This window comes from Marinobacter nauticus, assembly GCF_003634635.1.
Classification (GTDB): domain Bacteria; phylum Pseudomonadota; class Gammaproteobacteria; order Pseudomonadales; family Oleiphilaceae; genus Marinobacter; species Marinobacter nauticus.
On record NZ_RBJB01000002.1, the window covers coordinates 629,361 to 644,874 of the forward strand.

General features: G+C 57.0%; 16 protein-coding genes. 1 reads left to right on the top strand and 15 read right to left on the bottom strand.

Features of this window, described 5'->3' with window-relative positions:
- The first annotated feature begins 152 nt into the window (after window positions 1-152).
- Window positions 153-395 (top strand): hypothetical protein, encoded by a 243-nt coding sequence (locus C7436_RS02970; protein WP_121206643.1) that lies wholly within the window; start codon window positions 153-155, stop codon window positions 393-395.
- Here C7436_RS02970 and C7436_RS02975 read toward each other — a convergent pair.
- The 15 genes from C7436_RS02975 to C7436_RS03045 form a co-directional block, all read right to left on the bottom strand.
- A complete protein-coding gene (locus tag C7436_RS02975; protein ID WP_121206644.1) occupies window positions 378-3,044 on the bottom strand; it encodes a hypothetical protein in 2,667 nt (888 codons plus the stop codon). The two genes, C7436_RS02970 and C7436_RS02975, sit on opposite strands and share 18 nt — an antisense overlap.
- Entirely contained in the window at window positions 3,041-4,501 is a 1,461-nt protein-coding gene (locus C7436_RS02980) for a LamG domain-containing protein (protein WP_121206646.1), read from the bottom strand. The genes C7436_RS02975 and C7436_RS02980 overlap by 4 nt, the downstream gene beginning before the upstream one ends.
- On the bottom strand, window positions 4,501-4,905 hold the full coding sequence (locus C7436_RS02985) for a hypothetical protein (RefSeq protein ID WP_121206647.1): 405 nt from the start codon (window positions 4,903-4,905) through the stop codon (window positions 4,501-4,503). The genes C7436_RS02980 and C7436_RS02985 overlap by 1 nt, the downstream gene beginning before the upstream one ends.
- Complete coding sequence (locus C7436_RS02990; RefSeq protein WP_121206649.1) at window positions 4,902-5,255, bottom strand: hypothetical protein; 354 nt, start codon at window positions 5,253-5,255, stop codon at window positions 4,902-4,904. The genes C7436_RS02985 and C7436_RS02990 overlap by 4 nt, the downstream gene beginning before the upstream one ends.
- On the bottom strand, window positions 5,252-7,999 hold the full coding sequence (locus C7436_RS02995; protein WP_158595252.1) for a phage tail tape measure protein: 2,748 nt from the start codon (window positions 7,997-7,999) through the stop codon (window positions 5,252-5,254). Before C7436_RS02995 ends, C7436_RS02990 begins: the two co-directional genes overlap by 4 nt.
- Before the next feature lie 58 nt (window positions 8,000-8,057).
- On the bottom strand, window positions 8,058-8,507 hold the full coding sequence (locus C7436_RS03000; protein ID WP_121206651.1) for a DUF4124 domain-containing protein: 450 nt from the start codon (window positions 8,505-8,507) through the stop codon (window positions 8,058-8,060).
- A 165-nt stretch (window positions 8,508-8,672) separates the two neighbouring features.
- Window positions 8,673-9,179 carry a hypothetical protein gene (locus tag C7436_RS03005; protein ID WP_121206652.1) on the bottom strand — a complete coding sequence of 169 codons (507 nt, stop codon included), beginning with the start codon at window positions 9,177-9,179 and terminating at the stop codon, window positions 8,673-8,675.
- Window positions 9,176-10,150, bottom strand: a complete 975-nt coding sequence (locus C7436_RS03010) for a hypothetical protein (protein WP_121206653.1) — start codon at window positions 10,148-10,150, stop codon at window positions 9,176-9,178. Before C7436_RS03010 ends, C7436_RS03005 begins: the two co-directional genes overlap by 4 nt.
- A 98-nt stretch (window positions 10,151-10,248) precedes the next feature.
- Window positions 10,249-10,683, bottom strand: coding sequence for a hypothetical protein (locus C7436_RS03015; RefSeq protein ID WP_121206654.1), 435 nt, complete (start codon window positions 10,681-10,683; stop codon window positions 10,249-10,251).
- A complete protein-coding gene (locus C7436_RS03020) occupies window positions 10,683-11,258 on the bottom strand; it encodes a hypothetical protein (RefSeq protein ID WP_121206655.1) in 576 nt (191 codons plus the stop codon). The genes C7436_RS03015 and C7436_RS03020 overlap by 1 nt, the downstream gene beginning before the upstream one ends.
- A complete protein-coding gene (locus C7436_RS03025; RefSeq protein ID WP_121206656.1) occupies window positions 11,255-11,566 on the bottom strand; it encodes a head-tail joining protein in 312 nt (103 codons plus the stop codon). Before C7436_RS03025 ends, C7436_RS03020 begins: the two co-directional genes overlap by 4 nt.
- A gap of 58 nt (window positions 11,567-11,624) precedes the next feature.
- Window positions 11,625-12,620 carry a major capsid protein gene (locus tag C7436_RS03030; RefSeq protein WP_121206657.1) on the bottom strand — a complete coding sequence of 332 codons (996 nt, stop codon included), beginning with the start codon at window positions 12,618-12,620 and terminating at the stop codon, window positions 11,625-11,627.
- Window positions 12,621-12,664: 44 nt separating this feature from the next.
- The gene (locus C7436_RS03035; protein WP_121206658.1) at window positions 12,665-13,000 is read right to left on the bottom strand and encodes a head decoration protein; all 336 of its coding nucleotides are present in this window, start codon (window positions 12,998-13,000) and stop codon (window positions 12,665-12,667) included.
- Between the two features lie 15 nt (window positions 13,001-13,015).
- A complete protein-coding gene (locus C7436_RS03040) occupies window positions 13,016-14,071 on the bottom strand; it encodes a head maturation protease, ClpP-related (RefSeq protein ID WP_121206659.1) in 1,056 nt (351 codons plus the stop codon).
- On the bottom strand, window positions 14,068-15,513 hold the full coding sequence (locus C7436_RS03045; protein WP_121206660.1) for a phage portal protein: 1,446 nt from the start codon (window positions 15,511-15,513) through the stop codon (window positions 14,068-14,070). The genes C7436_RS03040 and C7436_RS03045 overlap by 4 nt, the downstream gene beginning before the upstream one ends.
- Between the last annotated feature and the right edge of the window lies 1 nt (window position 15,514).

Here is a 15,514-nt window from a genome sequence, read left to right on the forward strand (position 1 = left end):
CTTGGTCGGTGTTGCGCGGCGGCTTCCCCTCCTTGGCTTCAATCTCCATTCCTGACAGTCTAAACAGGAAGGCTTGCCTGGGCACCCTTAACTTCCCGAGAATCACTTTAAACTTTGTTACCATCAACCAGCGCATGAGAATCACCACCGCCATGCTCCAAGAGTTGGAGCAATCCATTGCCCCTGACGCCAAAGCAGAAATCCGAATCTATGCCGGCGGGTGTGATATCCGTGTTCGGTGGGATAAAGGCATGAAGGAAGTGAACCAGAATCTGGCCGCGGCTCAGCTGGCCCAGATCGAGGAATACAGGGAGGAAAAGATGCGGCGGGTTTGGGATAGGCTGATTCGGAAGTTCCAGGGGCTGCGGGATCAGGGCTCAAACAAGCCCAACTGAGCAAAGCAAGTAACCGTCCGCCAAGTTGCGCTCGAGTATTTCGTCAATCGGATCCTGGTAGCCACTTACGTGCTGCAGAAGCATCGGCTTTCTGGTTGTGCTGCTGGTCCGGTAGTTCATGCCCACAGAACTGATCGCGTGCACACCTGATCGATAACCTGCGGCCGTCAGCAAATAAGGGCTTCCGATCTTCAACGGCAGCTCCGGATAGACAGTTTCCTGAACACTCTCATTGCTGGCGTTGATACCCGTCACAGCTATTGGGTCCTGACTGTAGGCGCTAATCTCAATGGGGCCCGCCAGCCGCAAAGCCTCTTCCCTTTGGTGCAGCGATCCACCCATCCAGACTTCCACCACTTCAACAATTTCATTCCCGCTGATCGAGCCCGAAGCCTGAACGCCGCCGGTGCCGAAATCCGGATTATCTGAGCTGGTGCTAATGGATTCGTTCAGGTCGTAGTCATAGCCGCCATAGGCCACAGCGCAGAACTCAAACCGGATATCGATGGCCAGCAGGTTTTCTTCCCAATCAATGCCGCCCACTTGGGCAGTGACACTGTTGCTCAAGGTAAACGTGCCGTAGCCAGGCTGAACAAAACTTCCGTTAGCATCTGAACCGGAAACCGTGGCCACGCTGAAATAGTCATACTGGAAGTTGGAGTTTTCCTGCGGCGTGAATGGCATCTGAAACAGCACGCGGCCAGCGCTGGTCACCACAGAGAATGGCGCGCTTCGGGCTTCTGAGGATGATCGGCTTCCAGACCACTCGGATATGGGCGCCGGATGCTCCCTGCTGTAATCGAAGCTGCCCTCTTCAAAATCGTAACGGGCTGAAGCATTGCTGTTCACCGCCGGGCGCACTTCATAGGCAATCACTTCATCGTTGCCGACGAAATCGCAGTAGATGGGCACACTGTGAGGGGCCGCCTGATAATTCACGGTAAGGGTACCGGTTTTGGTCAGCAGCCCACCGGTACCGGTGTTGTTCTCTTGAGTCCAGGTGCTGGTCCGGCTACGCGAACCAATGGGCTGCGCTCGGCTCCAGATCTGCTCAACCGAGAAACCCGATTGAAGATCGTACCTCAGTAGGTCGATATGCAGGTTGTCCGGGTCCAGCAGATCACCGACGATGGTGCAGACCGCCTTCGTTCCGTCTTCGGAAAAGTAGAAATGGCTCTGGTACATCATTTCCACCGGCATCGTGTACTGGTGCAGGAACTCCAGAGCGCCAGTGGGCTGCATGTTCCCGTCAACAGCAACACGGAACACCTTGAACGTTTGCCCAGGGAGGCTGTCACGGACATCGAGGGGGATGAACTCGTTATCAGATGCGACAACAATCAGCCAGCGGCTACCCTCTGTGTCGGTGTGAACGGCAGCACCAAGCACATGATCGAAATTGCCGGCGGCGGCCTCGTTGGTCAGGTCCAGTATGATATCCAGATCATGGAACACATAAGGCCGCGTCTTCCAGACCCGCTTGAAGCCCGAGAAGTCAGGGTCGTACTGATCCAGGCGATGCGCTCGCCCCGGTGGGCCAGACCAGGACAACACCAACTTATCGCTGTTGAACCAGTTCTTGTTGCCATAATTCCTGGCCTTGCCCCGCTCGATGAACAATTGGCCGCCATTGGGTAAAGCCGTCCATGCGCTATCTGTTCCGGAAACGGTGCCAAGCGGGTAGTTGATCGGCCCGTTCACATCGTCGAAGGGCTTACCGTAGGTCTCTTTCACTGCCGTGTAGTTGGTGCCTTGAACACCGGCATACCGGGCAGGCTCGAAGACGAAACCGAACAGACTGCAAGGCACCGGCTCTCGCTCAAAGCCGACAACCAGAGGCCCCGACTGGGTAAAGCGTACCAACACCCGGTCACCGGTTTTAAAGGCGGCCCCATCGCAGTCCATGTAGAGAATCGGTACTTCCGCCAGCACATCCTTTACGTTAATCGGCAGGGCCTGAGCGCTGGAAACTGCAGTATCCAGAGTCACATTGCAGACATCACCGGAAATGCTGGTTATCACGCCAACGCGGTACCGTGGTAGCCACTTCTGAACACCCGGGAGCAAGGCCGCATTGAAGTAGGTCTGAATGCCGGTCTGGGCAAGCGCCGGAAACAGGGCGCCATCGCGCCGGCGGTCATAATCAGCTGCTCCATTGAAGCCAGGCTGTATGATCACGCCCTGCCCGCCCTCGTCATTCACATCGACCAGACCAACCGTCCCGGACAAATCCAGCGTGTAATCGGCACACCAGGCTTCCAGCTCTCGTCCTTCCGGAATCGACTGCAGGAGATTCCTGCGCTTGAGCGCAGCCAGGTTCTCTGCGGTCAGGTCGGACACTTTAATCTGGGCCTGGCGGGCAGCGGATTGCAGCGGCACCAGCTCCCTCTGCAAGTCCACAATCTGTTTCCGGGCGCCATCTACCCCGGCCCGGTAGTCTGGAATCAACAGGTCGATCTTTCGCGCTACGTCTTTAACAGCATCCTCGGCTTCGATCAGTGCCACCTGAGCCGCGGGCAAATCAGTCGCAAGCTTGGCGATGCGCTCGGAAAGCCGGGTGATTTCATCCTTGATGCGCTGAATCGCAAGCTCTTGGCGCACCAGGTAACGCCCCTCCCCCAAGTGCCCCAGAATCACGCCCTTGCTCACCGCTCACCCACCTCGCAGAATTTGTCGTTTTCATTCACGTAGTAGTTAATGAAGTCGGCCTGAAAGGTTTCGCCCAGGGCATCAACCGTCATACCAGGCTGCAGGAAAAGATCGATCTCACAGAAGACCCGACGCTTGCCGTTCTGGGTGGTCTTCGATCGAACGGCTTTAAGAACCCGGTGACCGTTAGAAAAGGGCTTGCCGCGCCGGTATCCAGAGACAGTTAAGGTTCGGGAAAAACGACCGGCTGTTGGCTGAGCATTCTGAAAGTAGGCGCGCATTATTTCTTCGAAGTAGGTTTCCCCAGAAAGCAGCTTGTAGCCCTTCTGGATCACAAGGTCACCATCCTGTCTCGCATCAATCTCTGCCATGTATTGGTCAGCAGCAGGGATCACCGCCTGCAGGTAAGCCGAACGGCTGCCGGCCTGATTGGTGGCTTGCCAACTGGAGATCCCGCCTATAACCAGATCATTGAGGCCATTACGGGATCCGGTGATCACCAGGCGATAGAGCTCCTGAACCTCTACCGGAGGAAGCTTTGCCACCCAGTCCTGGTAACCGAGCACACTAACCTCAAGAGGAAATATGAAGTCGAATCCGACCTCAACGGGGTTAGATATCGCAAGGAACTCGGCCGTGATTGGGAAATCAACATCAACCTCTACGTCGTAGGTGATCGCATTGAGGCTGGTAACCAGCGGCTCTGCCACACCGTCCGTATTCATGGCGGTGACTTCAGTCGCTGTCACCTTTCTGTTCCAGATCGAGAAGTCCTGGAATATTCCGTCCAGCAGGGAGACGCCCAGGTATTCGTTGGCGGAGTCCTTAAAGGCGCCAATGAAGGAAAGGTCTGGATTCTGAGCCGTGTTGTAAATCAGAAACTCCGAAGACCCGGCCATCGTGAACACCTGGCTGCCATTGACGTAGATCTCGGTGCTTGTGGCGTTACCGGTAATGACGACATCGTGCCACTGGCCAGCGGTGAAAGGATCGGAGAACGCTGTGTATCCGGCATCGGTCGTTCCAGCTACAGCCCAAACATCACCGCTGTATACGTCCAGCAATACCCCTTTATCATCGCTCTCGCCCAGAAGGAAGATGGTGGACTGGCGCCCAGAGACCGTGTCGTAAACATGACTCCGGTGAAAGTACCTGAAACGAATGGTGATCGCAGACAGCGCCGAGCTTTCAGGCGAAGTCTGGAGCCTTATTGCGCAGATCTTGTTGGATGTCGCGCTGTTGCCGCCCCAGTTTGCACTTACGTCGCGCCCCTTCCCTGCTGGCGTCGTGACCACGGTTGCATCGAATTCCCCGGACGTGAGAGCCGCGGAAGCGACACACTCCCCATTCCACCCTCCGATTACGTCCTCCACGACTACACCGGCCGTTTCTTCCATCGGCCAGTAGTGGATCAGACCGTCCGCGTTGGCGGTAGCAAGATCAGGATACTTCGCCATCAGACAGGCATCCGGACGACACCAAAGGTGAGGCTCACAGGTTCCCCGGCAACGATGGTGCGAGGATTCACCGTAATCGGCGCCCCATCACCCGAACCGCCAGCCGGCAGATACATAATCTCTTCGCCGGACTTATTGAGGAACCGGGCCCACCCTGCTTCACCACCTGCCGGGGCTGCATCTTCATCAGTCCAACCGCTAAACGTGATAACGCCGTTGGACTCAGCGCCCACCGCGGCGCTCAACACAAACTCCGCCAGCAAGGTGTCTGAAATGGTGTTACCCATCGCAGCGGGCACGGTACCGGTATACAGCTGAATCTTCGGGCTGGCACCAGCGCCAGACGCCAGGTCATTCAGCACGGCCTGGGCCAGCGTGGTTCCAAGCGACACGCGAATCTTCATCCATCAATCCTCTTTTCAACCAGAATCTGAATCTGTGCCTCACCACTGCGCAGGGAGAACGGGCCAGGCGCACCCAGAAAGCAGCCTTCCTCCGTGGCAACGATCAACCGGTTGTAGGTCTTCGCCAGCCTCATCACCGTTTCTACCTTCTGGCGGTCGATTGCCGGCCAACTGATCGTCAGCGTTCGATCCGAGTCTGAGTACCCAAAGTCAGGAATGGCCGCCAGGCCGTCCAATGTGGGGGTGCGGCTGTTACGGCGCTCGAAGTTGGCCAGCCCGTCTGGGTCAACATCGGTCAGCCACACATGGCCTTCCAGATCAAACAGGGGTGCGGTTATGGAGACGTTCATTGGTTAAGCCCCAGCAGCATTTCTTCACCCTCAGCATTCACTTTCACCTGCAGTTGGCCGAGGATCTGATACCAGATGGCTTCTAGGTGCGGCTGAAGTCCAGGAGCGTTTACAGTGATGGCGGATTCGCCCCGGGATATCTTGCGGATCTTCTCTCTGATCAGGTCTACCTGCGCCTGGGTCAGCTTACTCTGGTCATCCAAGGCCTGCTGACGGTATTCATTTTCTTGACGGATCTGCCGGGCCAGATCTATCTGAGTTGACCGACTGGCGTTGTCGAATCCACCGAACAGATTGCTAATTACCGTGCCTGTGTTTTCGAACGTCTTGCCGATAGTGTCCAGCAAAGCTTCAACCTGTTTGGCATTGGCCTCCACCTCAGCAATATCCAAAGACACCTTAGCTTCGACGTTCTTGATCCGTTCATTGCTGGCGATCTTTTCCATCGCCACATAATAGTCTTCGGATTTTTCGACGAGCTTTTCGGTTTTCTTTGCGGCTTCCTCTACCGACTTGCCGGATTTCACGATGGTGCCGGAGAACGAGTTAACCTTGCCGGTCGCCTTGTCGTAGCCCAGCTGCAGCGACTTATTGTTGTCAGACAGCTCTTTCGTCGTTCTGGAGACTTCACCCAGAGCGCCACCGGAATCCCTTGCTGTGCGCTGAAGTTCGTCAACGGCGGTAGTTACTTTTCTCTGACTTTCGGCGACGTCCTCGCCAGACTGGGCGGCCCGGACAAGTTCATCCGCATAAGCCTGCCATTCTGACTGCTGCGCAGAAGTGGCAACCGTTGTCTTCTCCAGAGCTTGATTCAGAAATTCGCTTATTTCTCTGAGGTCAGCAGCGTCTTGTGATGTCCTGCGCAGCTCTGATGCATAGCCTTCCCATTCGCCTTTAGCGATGGCGATCTCTTCAGCGTTCAAATACTCATAAAGGGCACCGCCAATGGAAACACCAAGCGCATCTTCGATTTCGCCGATGATCCCATTGATAACGCTTCCGATACCGTAACCGATCCCCCCCGCACCCAAGAGAGCCAAGCCAACAAGGCCATATTGCCCAGCACCAGCAGCAATACTTTTAACGCTGTTGAGGTTACCGATCAGGGCCTTAAAGCCCTGAGCCCCGGCCAGAGCTGTTAGTCCAGTACCGATAGATTCCAGGCCAGAGCCCAGTCCACCAAGAAGCGGCAGAACCGTATCAATGGCCTTAGATAGGCCAAGCAACTCACCCACGGTCTGCTGCGTAGCGGAATCGAGATCCTGGAATTCCTCAATCCCTGCCCCAATCGCCGAAAACAACGGCTGCAGACCGCTGATAATCCCGGTTGAAACATTTGTCAGCGCTGTAAAAGCATCAACCACCTTTTGTAAGGCCTGCTGCAATCCATCCACAGTGCTCAGGTCGATATCACCGAAAACAGCAGAGAACGAATCCCCAAGCTCATCCCCGAGCCCGTCAAAGGCGGTCAGTAACTGGGAAAAATCCAGGCCCTCGAAAGCTTCAGGCAGATTTTCGGCAATGATATTCACCTGTTCAGAGAAACGTTCCAGGCCACCCCGAAGAGCGTCAAACAGCTTATCCGCGTTGTCACCCTGCAGGGCTTGCTGGAAGGCTTTCACCAGGTTAGTGGTTGCCTGTGTAGCTGCCTTCGTCTCGTCGATGTACTCCATTCCCGTGACTTTGGCCGCCGTGGTAAATGCGGCTCGAAGTTGGTTCAGGGCGAACTCTGCGGACTGGGTGCGAACCTCAAACTCCTGGAGCGTGGAACCACTAGCCTCCATTGCTACCTTGAGAATTTCCTCAGAGCGTTCAGCACCATTCAAAACCGCCAGAAATCGGCTCATCTGCTCGGCGCCGGCAATGACCGTTGCCACGCGCTGTTTCTCGTTGTCATCAAGGCTCTGGGTGGCTTCAATCAGGTCATACAGAACATCTTTGGTGTTTCGGCGCTGGCCGTCGATTTCAAGCTGAATGCCGAGCTCATCCTCCAGCAGCTCCTTTCGCTCCTTGGTTGGCTTGATGAGATTGGAGATTGCCGTTTTCAGGGCGTTGGCGGATTCGGAGCCTGAGCGAGTGACTTCCACCACGGGTGTGAGTAATGCGGCGGTTTCCTCGAAACTCAGCCCAAGCGTTTTGGCTACCGGGGCCAGAACCTTGAAGCCGTCTCCGAGCTGGGCCACTGAAGCGCCAGCATTGTTGGAAACGGCGTTCAGCACGTCCAGCAGGTTGGCGGCATCGGCAGCCGGAGCCTTGAAGCCCGCCAGCGTACCAATCAGCAGGTCTGCTGATTGCTGGGTGGTCAGATCCGCAGCGTTAACCGCCAGCAACGACTGTTCAACAAGGGTTAACGAGTCGTTGATATCGAAACCGGCCTGGCGAAAATCTGCCGTGCTTTGAACGATAGCTCCGGCATCCACTCCAAAGCGGGTAGACAAGTTGCTGAATGTGTCCGCGTAGTCGGCTGCAGCTCCCTCGTTGTCGCCCATCACTTTCTGCAGGTCAATCAGGGCCGCCTCAAAGCTAACGGCTTCCTTGGCTGCAAAGGTGAGAGCGGCAGCGCCCAGGGCAACCAGTGAGGTCTGCAACTTCAGAATACTGTCGGCTGCGCTCGCCAAGGGGCCGGTTATATTGCCAGTTTTATCTGCAAGCGCATCCAGATTCCTGCCTACAGAGGTGATGGCAGGACCGGTTTTATCGACACCGCCAAAAATCAGCTCAACCGTTTTTTTGAGGTCTGCCATGTTTTCTCCGGGCATAAAAAAACCCGGCACATGGCCGGGTTTTGGGAATCTGGTTTACTTAGCGGCAGATATTGTCTCTGTGCCGCCGGGCTTCTCGTATGCGTTGTTCGTGGTACACCTTGTCACTCTGGCTGTAGCCTTGGCGCCTCTGGTCTTCCCAGCGTTCCTCGGCACTTTTCAGCCTGTCCTTCGCTCCCTGGCACACGTAATCAGGGCGGTTGTCGTAACCCTGGCGGATATCAGACACCCTCTGTTCGTAACGCTGCTGGGCGTTGTCCAGGCGCTCCTGCCGGTTCTTAACCTCCAACTCCCGGGCGCGGCGAACAATATCCGACTCCACCGGCTGATCCGGGGATGAGCTGATGGTGTCTCGGATCTTCACTTCCTGTTGCTGACCGGCCGGCGGTTGGGTACCGAAGTGCGTAACACCGTTCTCATCAGTCCATTTGTAGACCTGGGCAACGGCGGAGAATGAGAGTGAAGCCAAAAGCAAGGCAAGAAAGCGCATGGGTTTACCTCCATGTAACGGTTTGTAAAAACCTAGCATACTAACTCTTGCTGTGCGCCTCCAGCCATCGGCACCACAAACACATCTCGGTTTCCGTAAGATAGCCCTCTGGGAAGACATCGGGCCGCGTCTGGAACAGGTAGCTGCCCTTGCGATCCGCCAGCGCTAGGCTGGCTTGGATGCCCGGGTCTTTCCAGAGGGCCTGCGCTTTACCTGGGCAACCTTGCCCTGGCCGGTCAGGTCGTAGATGTGATTGGAGACTTCAAGGAAATCCATAGGGTACGCATCGGCAATGCGCACCACATCCTGAAACTTCAGCTGCGGCTCAACCACCGCCATCTGCACATGGGCCAACTTTTTGGCCAGGGCCTGCGGCGTGTCATCGCCCAGGCCGAGCCCGTCCAGCAGCGCTTGTGCCTTTTCAGACTCAGAGCCCGCCAGCCGTTCAGCAACCTTCACCAGCAACTTGCTGTTGTCCGCCTCGGCATCGGCGCGGGCCAGCTCATCCGCCGTCAGGCCCCGAACCTTGAACACCACCGGCACAGGCTGTGCCTGATCGCCCTCGCCTTCATAGCCGCCAAATCCGCCAGCGGTAAGCCCAGCCAGGGGAACGTCCTGTTCCCGCGGCTGAAACTTCGCCTTGCGAAATGCAGCAAGGTCGAAATTGCTCACAGTGCTACCTCTTTGCCTTTCTCATCCACGTTGATGGTGCAGGCCGCCACAATGTCGCCGCCGGCCGGGTAGGTCCGGGCAATGGACAGAACGCCCTGTTCAATGAAGTGCTGCGGGCGGGTCTTGTCCGGATAGAACCGGAAGTACAGGTTCTGGCCCTGAACGCTGGCGATGGTGTCGCTGATACCGTCCGTCAGGTCAACGCTGAAAGTGGCGTTGTTCAGGCTCTGGGAACGGGTGTTCTTAACCCGGGTGTAGGTCTGCTTACTGGATGAGGAATAACCCACCTCAGAAGGCACGAAGTCGTATGCGTCGAACGCCTCAATGAACTCTGGCGTTGCGAAGCTGGCGAACACACCCTTGGGAGTCTCACCAGTGTGGATCTTTGGCAGTGGCGAACTGAACTGAACCGCGCCATTGATCGGGTCGATGGTCGGGATCGGGAAGGCTGCGCTTTCCTTATGCCGGTTGACCAGCTGGAAGATTTCGCCTTGGGCCACAGGGCCGGCAGTGCCGCTGCTCAGGCGCACCTGGCCAAGCTCGATAGAACCAACCGGAATCAGCGGAGGGCCGCCAGCCGCGCCACGGGTTTCCACGAAGCTGGTGCCTTCAGTGCCAGCCACTGCAGTTACATCACCGGCAGCATTACAAACGATGCTGTTGATCATATGGGTATCGGTGCCGGCCCGGGTAACGGCAACGCTGGCTTCTGCAGCAACCGCCAGCTCCTGACCACTCACGAACGCTGTGAACGCAGCAACCGCCACCGCATCATTACCGCTGGCCGGGGTGATGGCCGCTCCAGTGATCACGCCATCAGGCCGAACCACCGGGGCAAAGCCAGCGGCCTGGGACCACAGCTCTTCACCAGATTCGAAAAGCTGCGCATCACCAGAATCGTTGGTCAGCGCAGTCATAGGAAAAGCATTCTGCCCGCCTTCAAATTCGAGCAGCGCGTTGTCTGTAGACATAATTTATTCTCCAAGTGCTGGAAGCCCGAGCGGGCGTTTACGGACGTTTGGGCACAAAAAAGCCCGCTCGGGGCGGGCTCGTTGTGCGAGGGGTTGGGTTATTGGCTGAATGGGTCACCGTTGGCGGTTTTGAACACCACATCAATGGTCACTGAACAGCCGATGACTTTCAGGCCGGATACTGGCGTGAGCACCATGGCATTTACTTCTGTCATGGACTCAGCCAGGCCGCCCAGAGTGGTCTCAGGATTGCCAGAGGAGTCATTGAAAAGGGCCTGCATCACCTGGCCATACATCGCATTGGCGGCGACAGCGTACGGCTTCGCCGCATCCGCCTTCAGGAACTCAACGACCACCGGCATGGTGTGCTGGTTCGTTCGGTACCGGGTCTTTTCCGTGTCGTGCTCCCCGTCCCACACACAGACAAACTCGTCTTCATCGGCATAGGTTTCACGGCGCAAAACATCAACGGCAGTTAGGCCATCCAGTCTCGCGACGATGGCTTTCACAACCTGCTCACGAATGGTGTCCACTACAGGAATCCTCGATCAATTAGCCCAACCTGACGTTTGAGTTCACCCATCATTTTCTCCGCGGCAATCTGCTCTACTTTGCCCGCCAGCCCTGGGGTCTTCTCGTAAATGGTTGGAACACCTGGGCCAGACTTCCGCCGATATGGACCAAATCCGTTGAAGCGTGGGCTGTCCACGTTGGGCTCGAACACCCCGGTGTATCGCTCTTTGATCAGGGTCCAGATAAATGCGTGACGGTAACGTTCGAGTGGCTGGCCCTTCCAAATTCTGAAAGAGACGCCTTTGGCCGTTTGCCTGGCTTTGTATTCAATCAACGAAATTGGCTCACCCTTGAGTACAACCTTCGCACTCAGGGCGCTAATGCTGGTCGGATAAACCTTGGTGTGTTCCCGAATTGTCTTCTTGGTGAGATTGGCCTTCTTCGCCATCTCATCAACGCCGGTCTTCTGTCCTTGTTTCGCGCCGAAGTTAATCGAACGCTGGATGGCTTTCCGGCTGCTGTTTCGGTACGCAGTCATCAGAGCCCGAACTTCAGCCAGGCTACCCGGCTCAATCTGAATCGTTACCCCGCTCATTCCTCAATCACCACCGCTCGAATGGTATACCCGTCATTGCTAAGCTTTTCCTCCACCACCCAGGACTGAGCGCCCACATCGATCACGTCGCGCTTTTTGAGGGTGCCAACGTCCTCGGTGAGCATTTCTGCCTCGGTTCGGCGTTCCGGGGTTTGAGTCTCGCCAGCGGTGGTGAACTCCACATCACGGGAAAGGTGAACGTGCAGATCGGGCACCACTTCACCGCCGTTGTACCGGGTCAGCGCGCAGGGTACGCCCTGACTTTCCAGCAGGCGGCGGGCCGATCGCTTGAAGGTTCTTTCGCTCATAGGTCAATCTCCACAAACTGAAACGGCCCCGGAATGGGGCCGCTTGGATTTGCAGAGATCAGGCGGTGAGCTTGATCACTGCGCCAGGGCGGGTGCAGATCATGAGCAGGTTGGACTGAGACTCCAGCTCAACCCCTTTATTCATCCGCAGCGGTTCTACCTTGGAGTAGTACGGCAGGCCGTTGGTGCCCACAGTCTCCATGTAGTTCGCCGGAGCGAAGCGACCGATGAACAGATCAGACACACCTTCAGGAACAGCGTAGGCCTCGCCGTCAGCGATGAACTTCACGCCGCCAACCTGGCCGCGATACTGCTCGAAGATCGCGCCGCCAAACTCAAAGCCACCGCGAACGTCATCGCGCAGTGCGGCGCCGTCCTGCCAGCGCTCATAGGCCGCTTTAACTTCAGGATGGCCTACCAGGTTTTTGAAGTAGTCGCGGCCACAGAAGACGCGAACTCCAGTGAACGGCACGCCGTCCAACTTGTCCTCGATCTTGTCCAGCAGCTCCAGCACCTTGTTGCGCACCTTCGTGGTGTTGGTACCCAATACCAGCGAGTGGGTGGTCTGGCTCACGCCGAAGCGGTTGAACAGGTCCAGAAGGACGGTGCTACCGTCAGCGTCCATGATCTGGCCCTTGATAGCGCCAATCATGTGATGCTCAAAGGTGGCATCCAGCTGACGCCGGTGCTTGGCTTGGCGCTTGGCAACGTAGTTTGCCACCGCCTCTACCTCGGTCTCCGTGCCAAAGGCCCGAAGGTTCTGGATCTCATCCGCCATGATGGTGGATGTCTGCGGCAGGTGCAGAGTGTTGAAAGGGATGCTTTCACGCTTGTCGGCGTTAACAACAAGCCCCGGGGCGCCACGGTCACCAGCTGGCACCAAGGCAAGCGTTGCGCCTTCCTTTTCAATGCTCAGAGAGGTGGTGTTGATGCCGTCGTTGTCGAAAAGGCCAAGGGCACCGATGCGGCCGGGTACGTGCGCCTGCTCCATAATGGAAGCAGTCAGGCTTTGCAGGCTGAATGCATCGTCGTTGAAAATGTCCAATGAAGCCATGTTGTTTCTCCTGATTTCAGAATTGGTTCAGCTGTTGGCAGCGATCAGCGGGCGATAATGCCCACGGCGGCCAGATCGGTGATCGCGTCGGCGTCTTCGCCAGTCAGCAACGCTTCAGAGACTTCGGCGTCACGGACAATAGCCGCGGCTGAAACGTCAGCGTCGGAGCCGTCAGCGGCGGACCAGAGCACGGCGGCGGCAGTTTCGGTTCCGTCAGAGGCGCCAGCCGCGTAGGCGGTGTACTTTCCAGACGCGGTGATTTTTCCCAGCACCTGGCCGGCGGGGTATGGGCCGCCAGTCACAGTGATGGATTCACGGGAACGACTGCCGTTAGCTTCTGAGACCAGAAATTCACCGGCGCGGGTTGCTTCAGTAGCCATGATTAACCTCCAGGGTTATCGTTGGTTCAGTTGGTTGTATGCCTTCGAGAAGTCAGGCTGTTTTGCTTTGCCCGGGCCGGGCGTGTGGTGATGATCCAGATCCTGATCAGTCAAAGCTTTCGCCTCAGTGATCGCGGTCCGGAGCATCTGTGTGGGATTGGAGATGTGCTGCATCAGGACATCAGCGTCCAGTCCGCCAGCAGCGGCAATGTCTTTCACTTCTGCGGCGAGCTTCAGGCGGGCCTCAACGGTGGCAAGCGGGAGCTTTTCCTTGGCCATGGCAACGGCCATGGATTCCAGGCCAGCCTCGGCACACATGGAGATCACTTCGTCTGCAGTTGCGACTACTGGGTTTTTGAAGGCTTCAAGTTCTGCCTTTAGCTCGCCAAATTCCTTCGTCAATGACTCAGCCTTGGCCTCGAACGCTGACGCGGTAGCCTTTGCGGCCATAAGGTCAGTTTGCATCTCAAACACGACTGCATCAGTGCATGCAACAGCTTTAAGCTTCTCGCTCTTGGCAGTGGCAAACCCCCATTCAAGGGCTTCGTCCGCACCCATATAATGATCACCCTGCTCAAGCAAGTTGCGAATTTCTGCTTCCGACTTACCTGTTCGGCTGGTGTAGATCTCGATGATGGCGCTTTCGATATCATCAACCCGATCTGCATGATTCCTCAGATCCTCAGAGGTGAACCAGCCCTGCAAGCCGGTGGAGGGCTTGTGCGTCATTACGCGGCTACCCAGAAGCATGGTCCTGGTATCGCCGGACAGAAGGATTACAGAGCCAATACTTCCGGCCAGCCCTTCGACTGTTACGTGCACCTTGGCTTTGTGCTCAATGAGGTAGTTGGCAATCCTGATTCCGGAATAAACATCACCACCCGGGGTATTCAGTTTCAGGTGGATATCGGTCAGATCGCCAAGGGCATCAATTGCTTCAATAAAATCCCGAGCCGATTTCTCGCCAAAGAAATCCACCACCCAATCAGGGGTCCAATCTGAGGCAATGATTTTGTCAATGGTCACGTCAGCCTTACCGTCTCCGGTGGCCAAAGCTTTGAACCAGGTCATGGCTGTTCCTCTTCGGTGAGCTCCGCCTTGCGGAGCATGTCTGACTTGCGTTTGCGGGCGTTGACGTTGGCCTGCTGGATATCCTTACCGCGATAACCACGCTTGGCGGTGGCGGCGTCCAGGCTTTCCAGGTCGTTCTCGATTTCCTTCACGACTGCGTTAACGTCTTGCTCAGGGTGAATGTGCGGCCAGCGCTGGGTGCGCCAGTCACGGCGGTTGTAGTCGTCATACCGCTCGGCATAGCCAGGGGCGCGAACGGCACCGGTCAGAACGGCGGCATCGGTGAACCAGAACCCAACCCGCTCACACACCTGATGGATGGCCAGATGATCCTGGGCCATTTCGATCTCGCGGCGGTATTCGTTGATCATGGCCCGGTACACACGATCATTGATGTTCTTCCAGTCACCGGTCATCAACTCATAGAGCGACTTGGTTCCGGCAGCGATGGCCAGCAGTTGCTGGCGCTGGAAGTCGGAATAGCCGGCACCGGTGTTGTCGCCATCGAACAGAGTGAGCTTCTCGCCGGCGGCGCCAGTCAACACAGTGCCGGGCTGGGCGTTAATCTCTGGCAGAGGGTCGTCGCCATCCACTGGCTCACCGGTGATCGGGTCAAAGTTCCAGTCGTTTTCACCGGAGTATTCTTTCTGCAGAAAGCCAGTGAAAGGCGCCCGGGTTTCCTTACGCACCAGTTCGCTGTCTTCGTAGCTGTCATAGGTCTTGGCCCGCAGTAAGGCCTGAACTACGTCCGGCTCTCCCCTCACCTGCCCGGGGCGAATCGGCAGATAGTGGTGAATCACCTGGCTTGCCGGAACCCGGATGGTTTGCCGCGACATCATGCTGCCGTCCGCATCCTGCGGATGCTCGGTATACATGTGGTAGGCCACGCGCTGACCGCGCTTATTGAACTCAATGCCGGCGATGATGCGGTTACCATTCGGGCGGGTTTCGTTCATCGTCTCCGGCACATGGTCCGGTTCGATAACCTGCAGCTGAATCGGAACGGCCATGCCAAACGATGCCGGCCGGGAGCGCAGACGGATGAACACTTCGCCCGCACTGCGGCGGCTACGACAGGCCTGTGCCAACTGGCCGTAGAAATCCAGAACACCGTCCGGGCTGGACATTCCCGTCCACGGCGTCCAGAGATCGGACAGCCCTTCGTTGAAGTCATCGTTGCTAGACTCGAACAGCGGCGTAATTCCGGTGCCGATCTCGTTGGCCACGTTCCGGCTAATGGCGCGTTCAAGCCACGGGTTATTCCGGTAGGCTTGGCGGGCCCGGTTGCGGAGGGTATTCAGGCTGCCATTCAATGCGCGGTTCGGGCCGGTGGCCGGGGCGCTCCATCCGGAGGCCCGGCGGCCTTGGGTGGCGCCTTCATACGCCTGGGCTTTGAACTGTGGCACTTCACCAGCGCGAACACGGATTCTTGGCTTGGTCACC

Excerpts from the sequence above, each read along its gene's own strand:
- C7436_RS02995 (WP_158595252.1), bottom strand. The coding sequence starts at position 7,999 with ATGGCAGACCTCAAAAAAACGGTTGAGCTGATTTTTGGCGGTGTCGAT.
- C7436_RS03030 (WP_121206657.1), bottom strand. The coding sequence starts at position 12,620 with ATGGCTTCATTGGACATTTTCAACGACGATGCATTCAGCCTGCAAAGC.
- C7436_RS02985 (WP_121206647.1), bottom strand. The coding sequence starts at position 4,905 with ATGAAGATTCGCGTGTCGCTTGGAACCACGCTGGCCCAGGCCGTGCTG.
- C7436_RS02980 (WP_121206646.1), bottom strand. The coding sequence starts at position 4,501 with ATGGCGAAGTATCCTGATCTTGCTACCGCCAACGCGGACGGTCTGATC.
- C7436_RS02970 (WP_121206643.1), top strand. The coding sequence starts at position 153 with ATGCTCCAAGAGTTGGAGCAATCCATTGCCCCTGACGCCAAAGCAGAA.
- C7436_RS03000 (WP_121206651.1), bottom strand. The coding sequence starts at position 8,507 with ATGCGCTTTCTTGCCTTGCTTTTGGCTTCACTCTCATTCTCCGCCGTT.
- C7436_RS03040 (WP_121206659.1), bottom strand. The coding sequence starts at position 14,071 with ATGACCTGGTTCAAAGCTTTGGCCACCGGAGACGGTAAGGCTGACGTG.
- C7436_RS03020 (WP_121206655.1), bottom strand. The coding sequence starts at position 11,258 with ATGAGCGGGGTAACGATTCAGATTGAGCCGGGTAGCCTGGCTGAAGTT.
- C7436_RS02990 (WP_121206649.1), bottom strand. The coding sequence starts at position 5,255 with ATGAACGTCTCCATAACCGCACCCCTGTTTGATCTGGAAGGCCATGTG.
- C7436_RS03035 (WP_121206658.1), bottom strand. The coding sequence starts at position 13,000 with ATGGCTACTGAAGCAACCCGCGCCGGTGAATTTCTGGTCTCAGAAGCT.
- C7436_RS03010 (WP_121206653.1), bottom strand. The coding sequence starts at position 10,150 with ATGTCTACAGACAACGCGCTGCTCGAATTTGAAGGCGGGCAGAATGCT.
- C7436_RS03025 (WP_121206656.1), bottom strand. The coding sequence starts at position 11,566 with ATGAGCGAAAGAACCTTCAAGCGATCGGCCCGCCGCCTGCTGGAAAGT.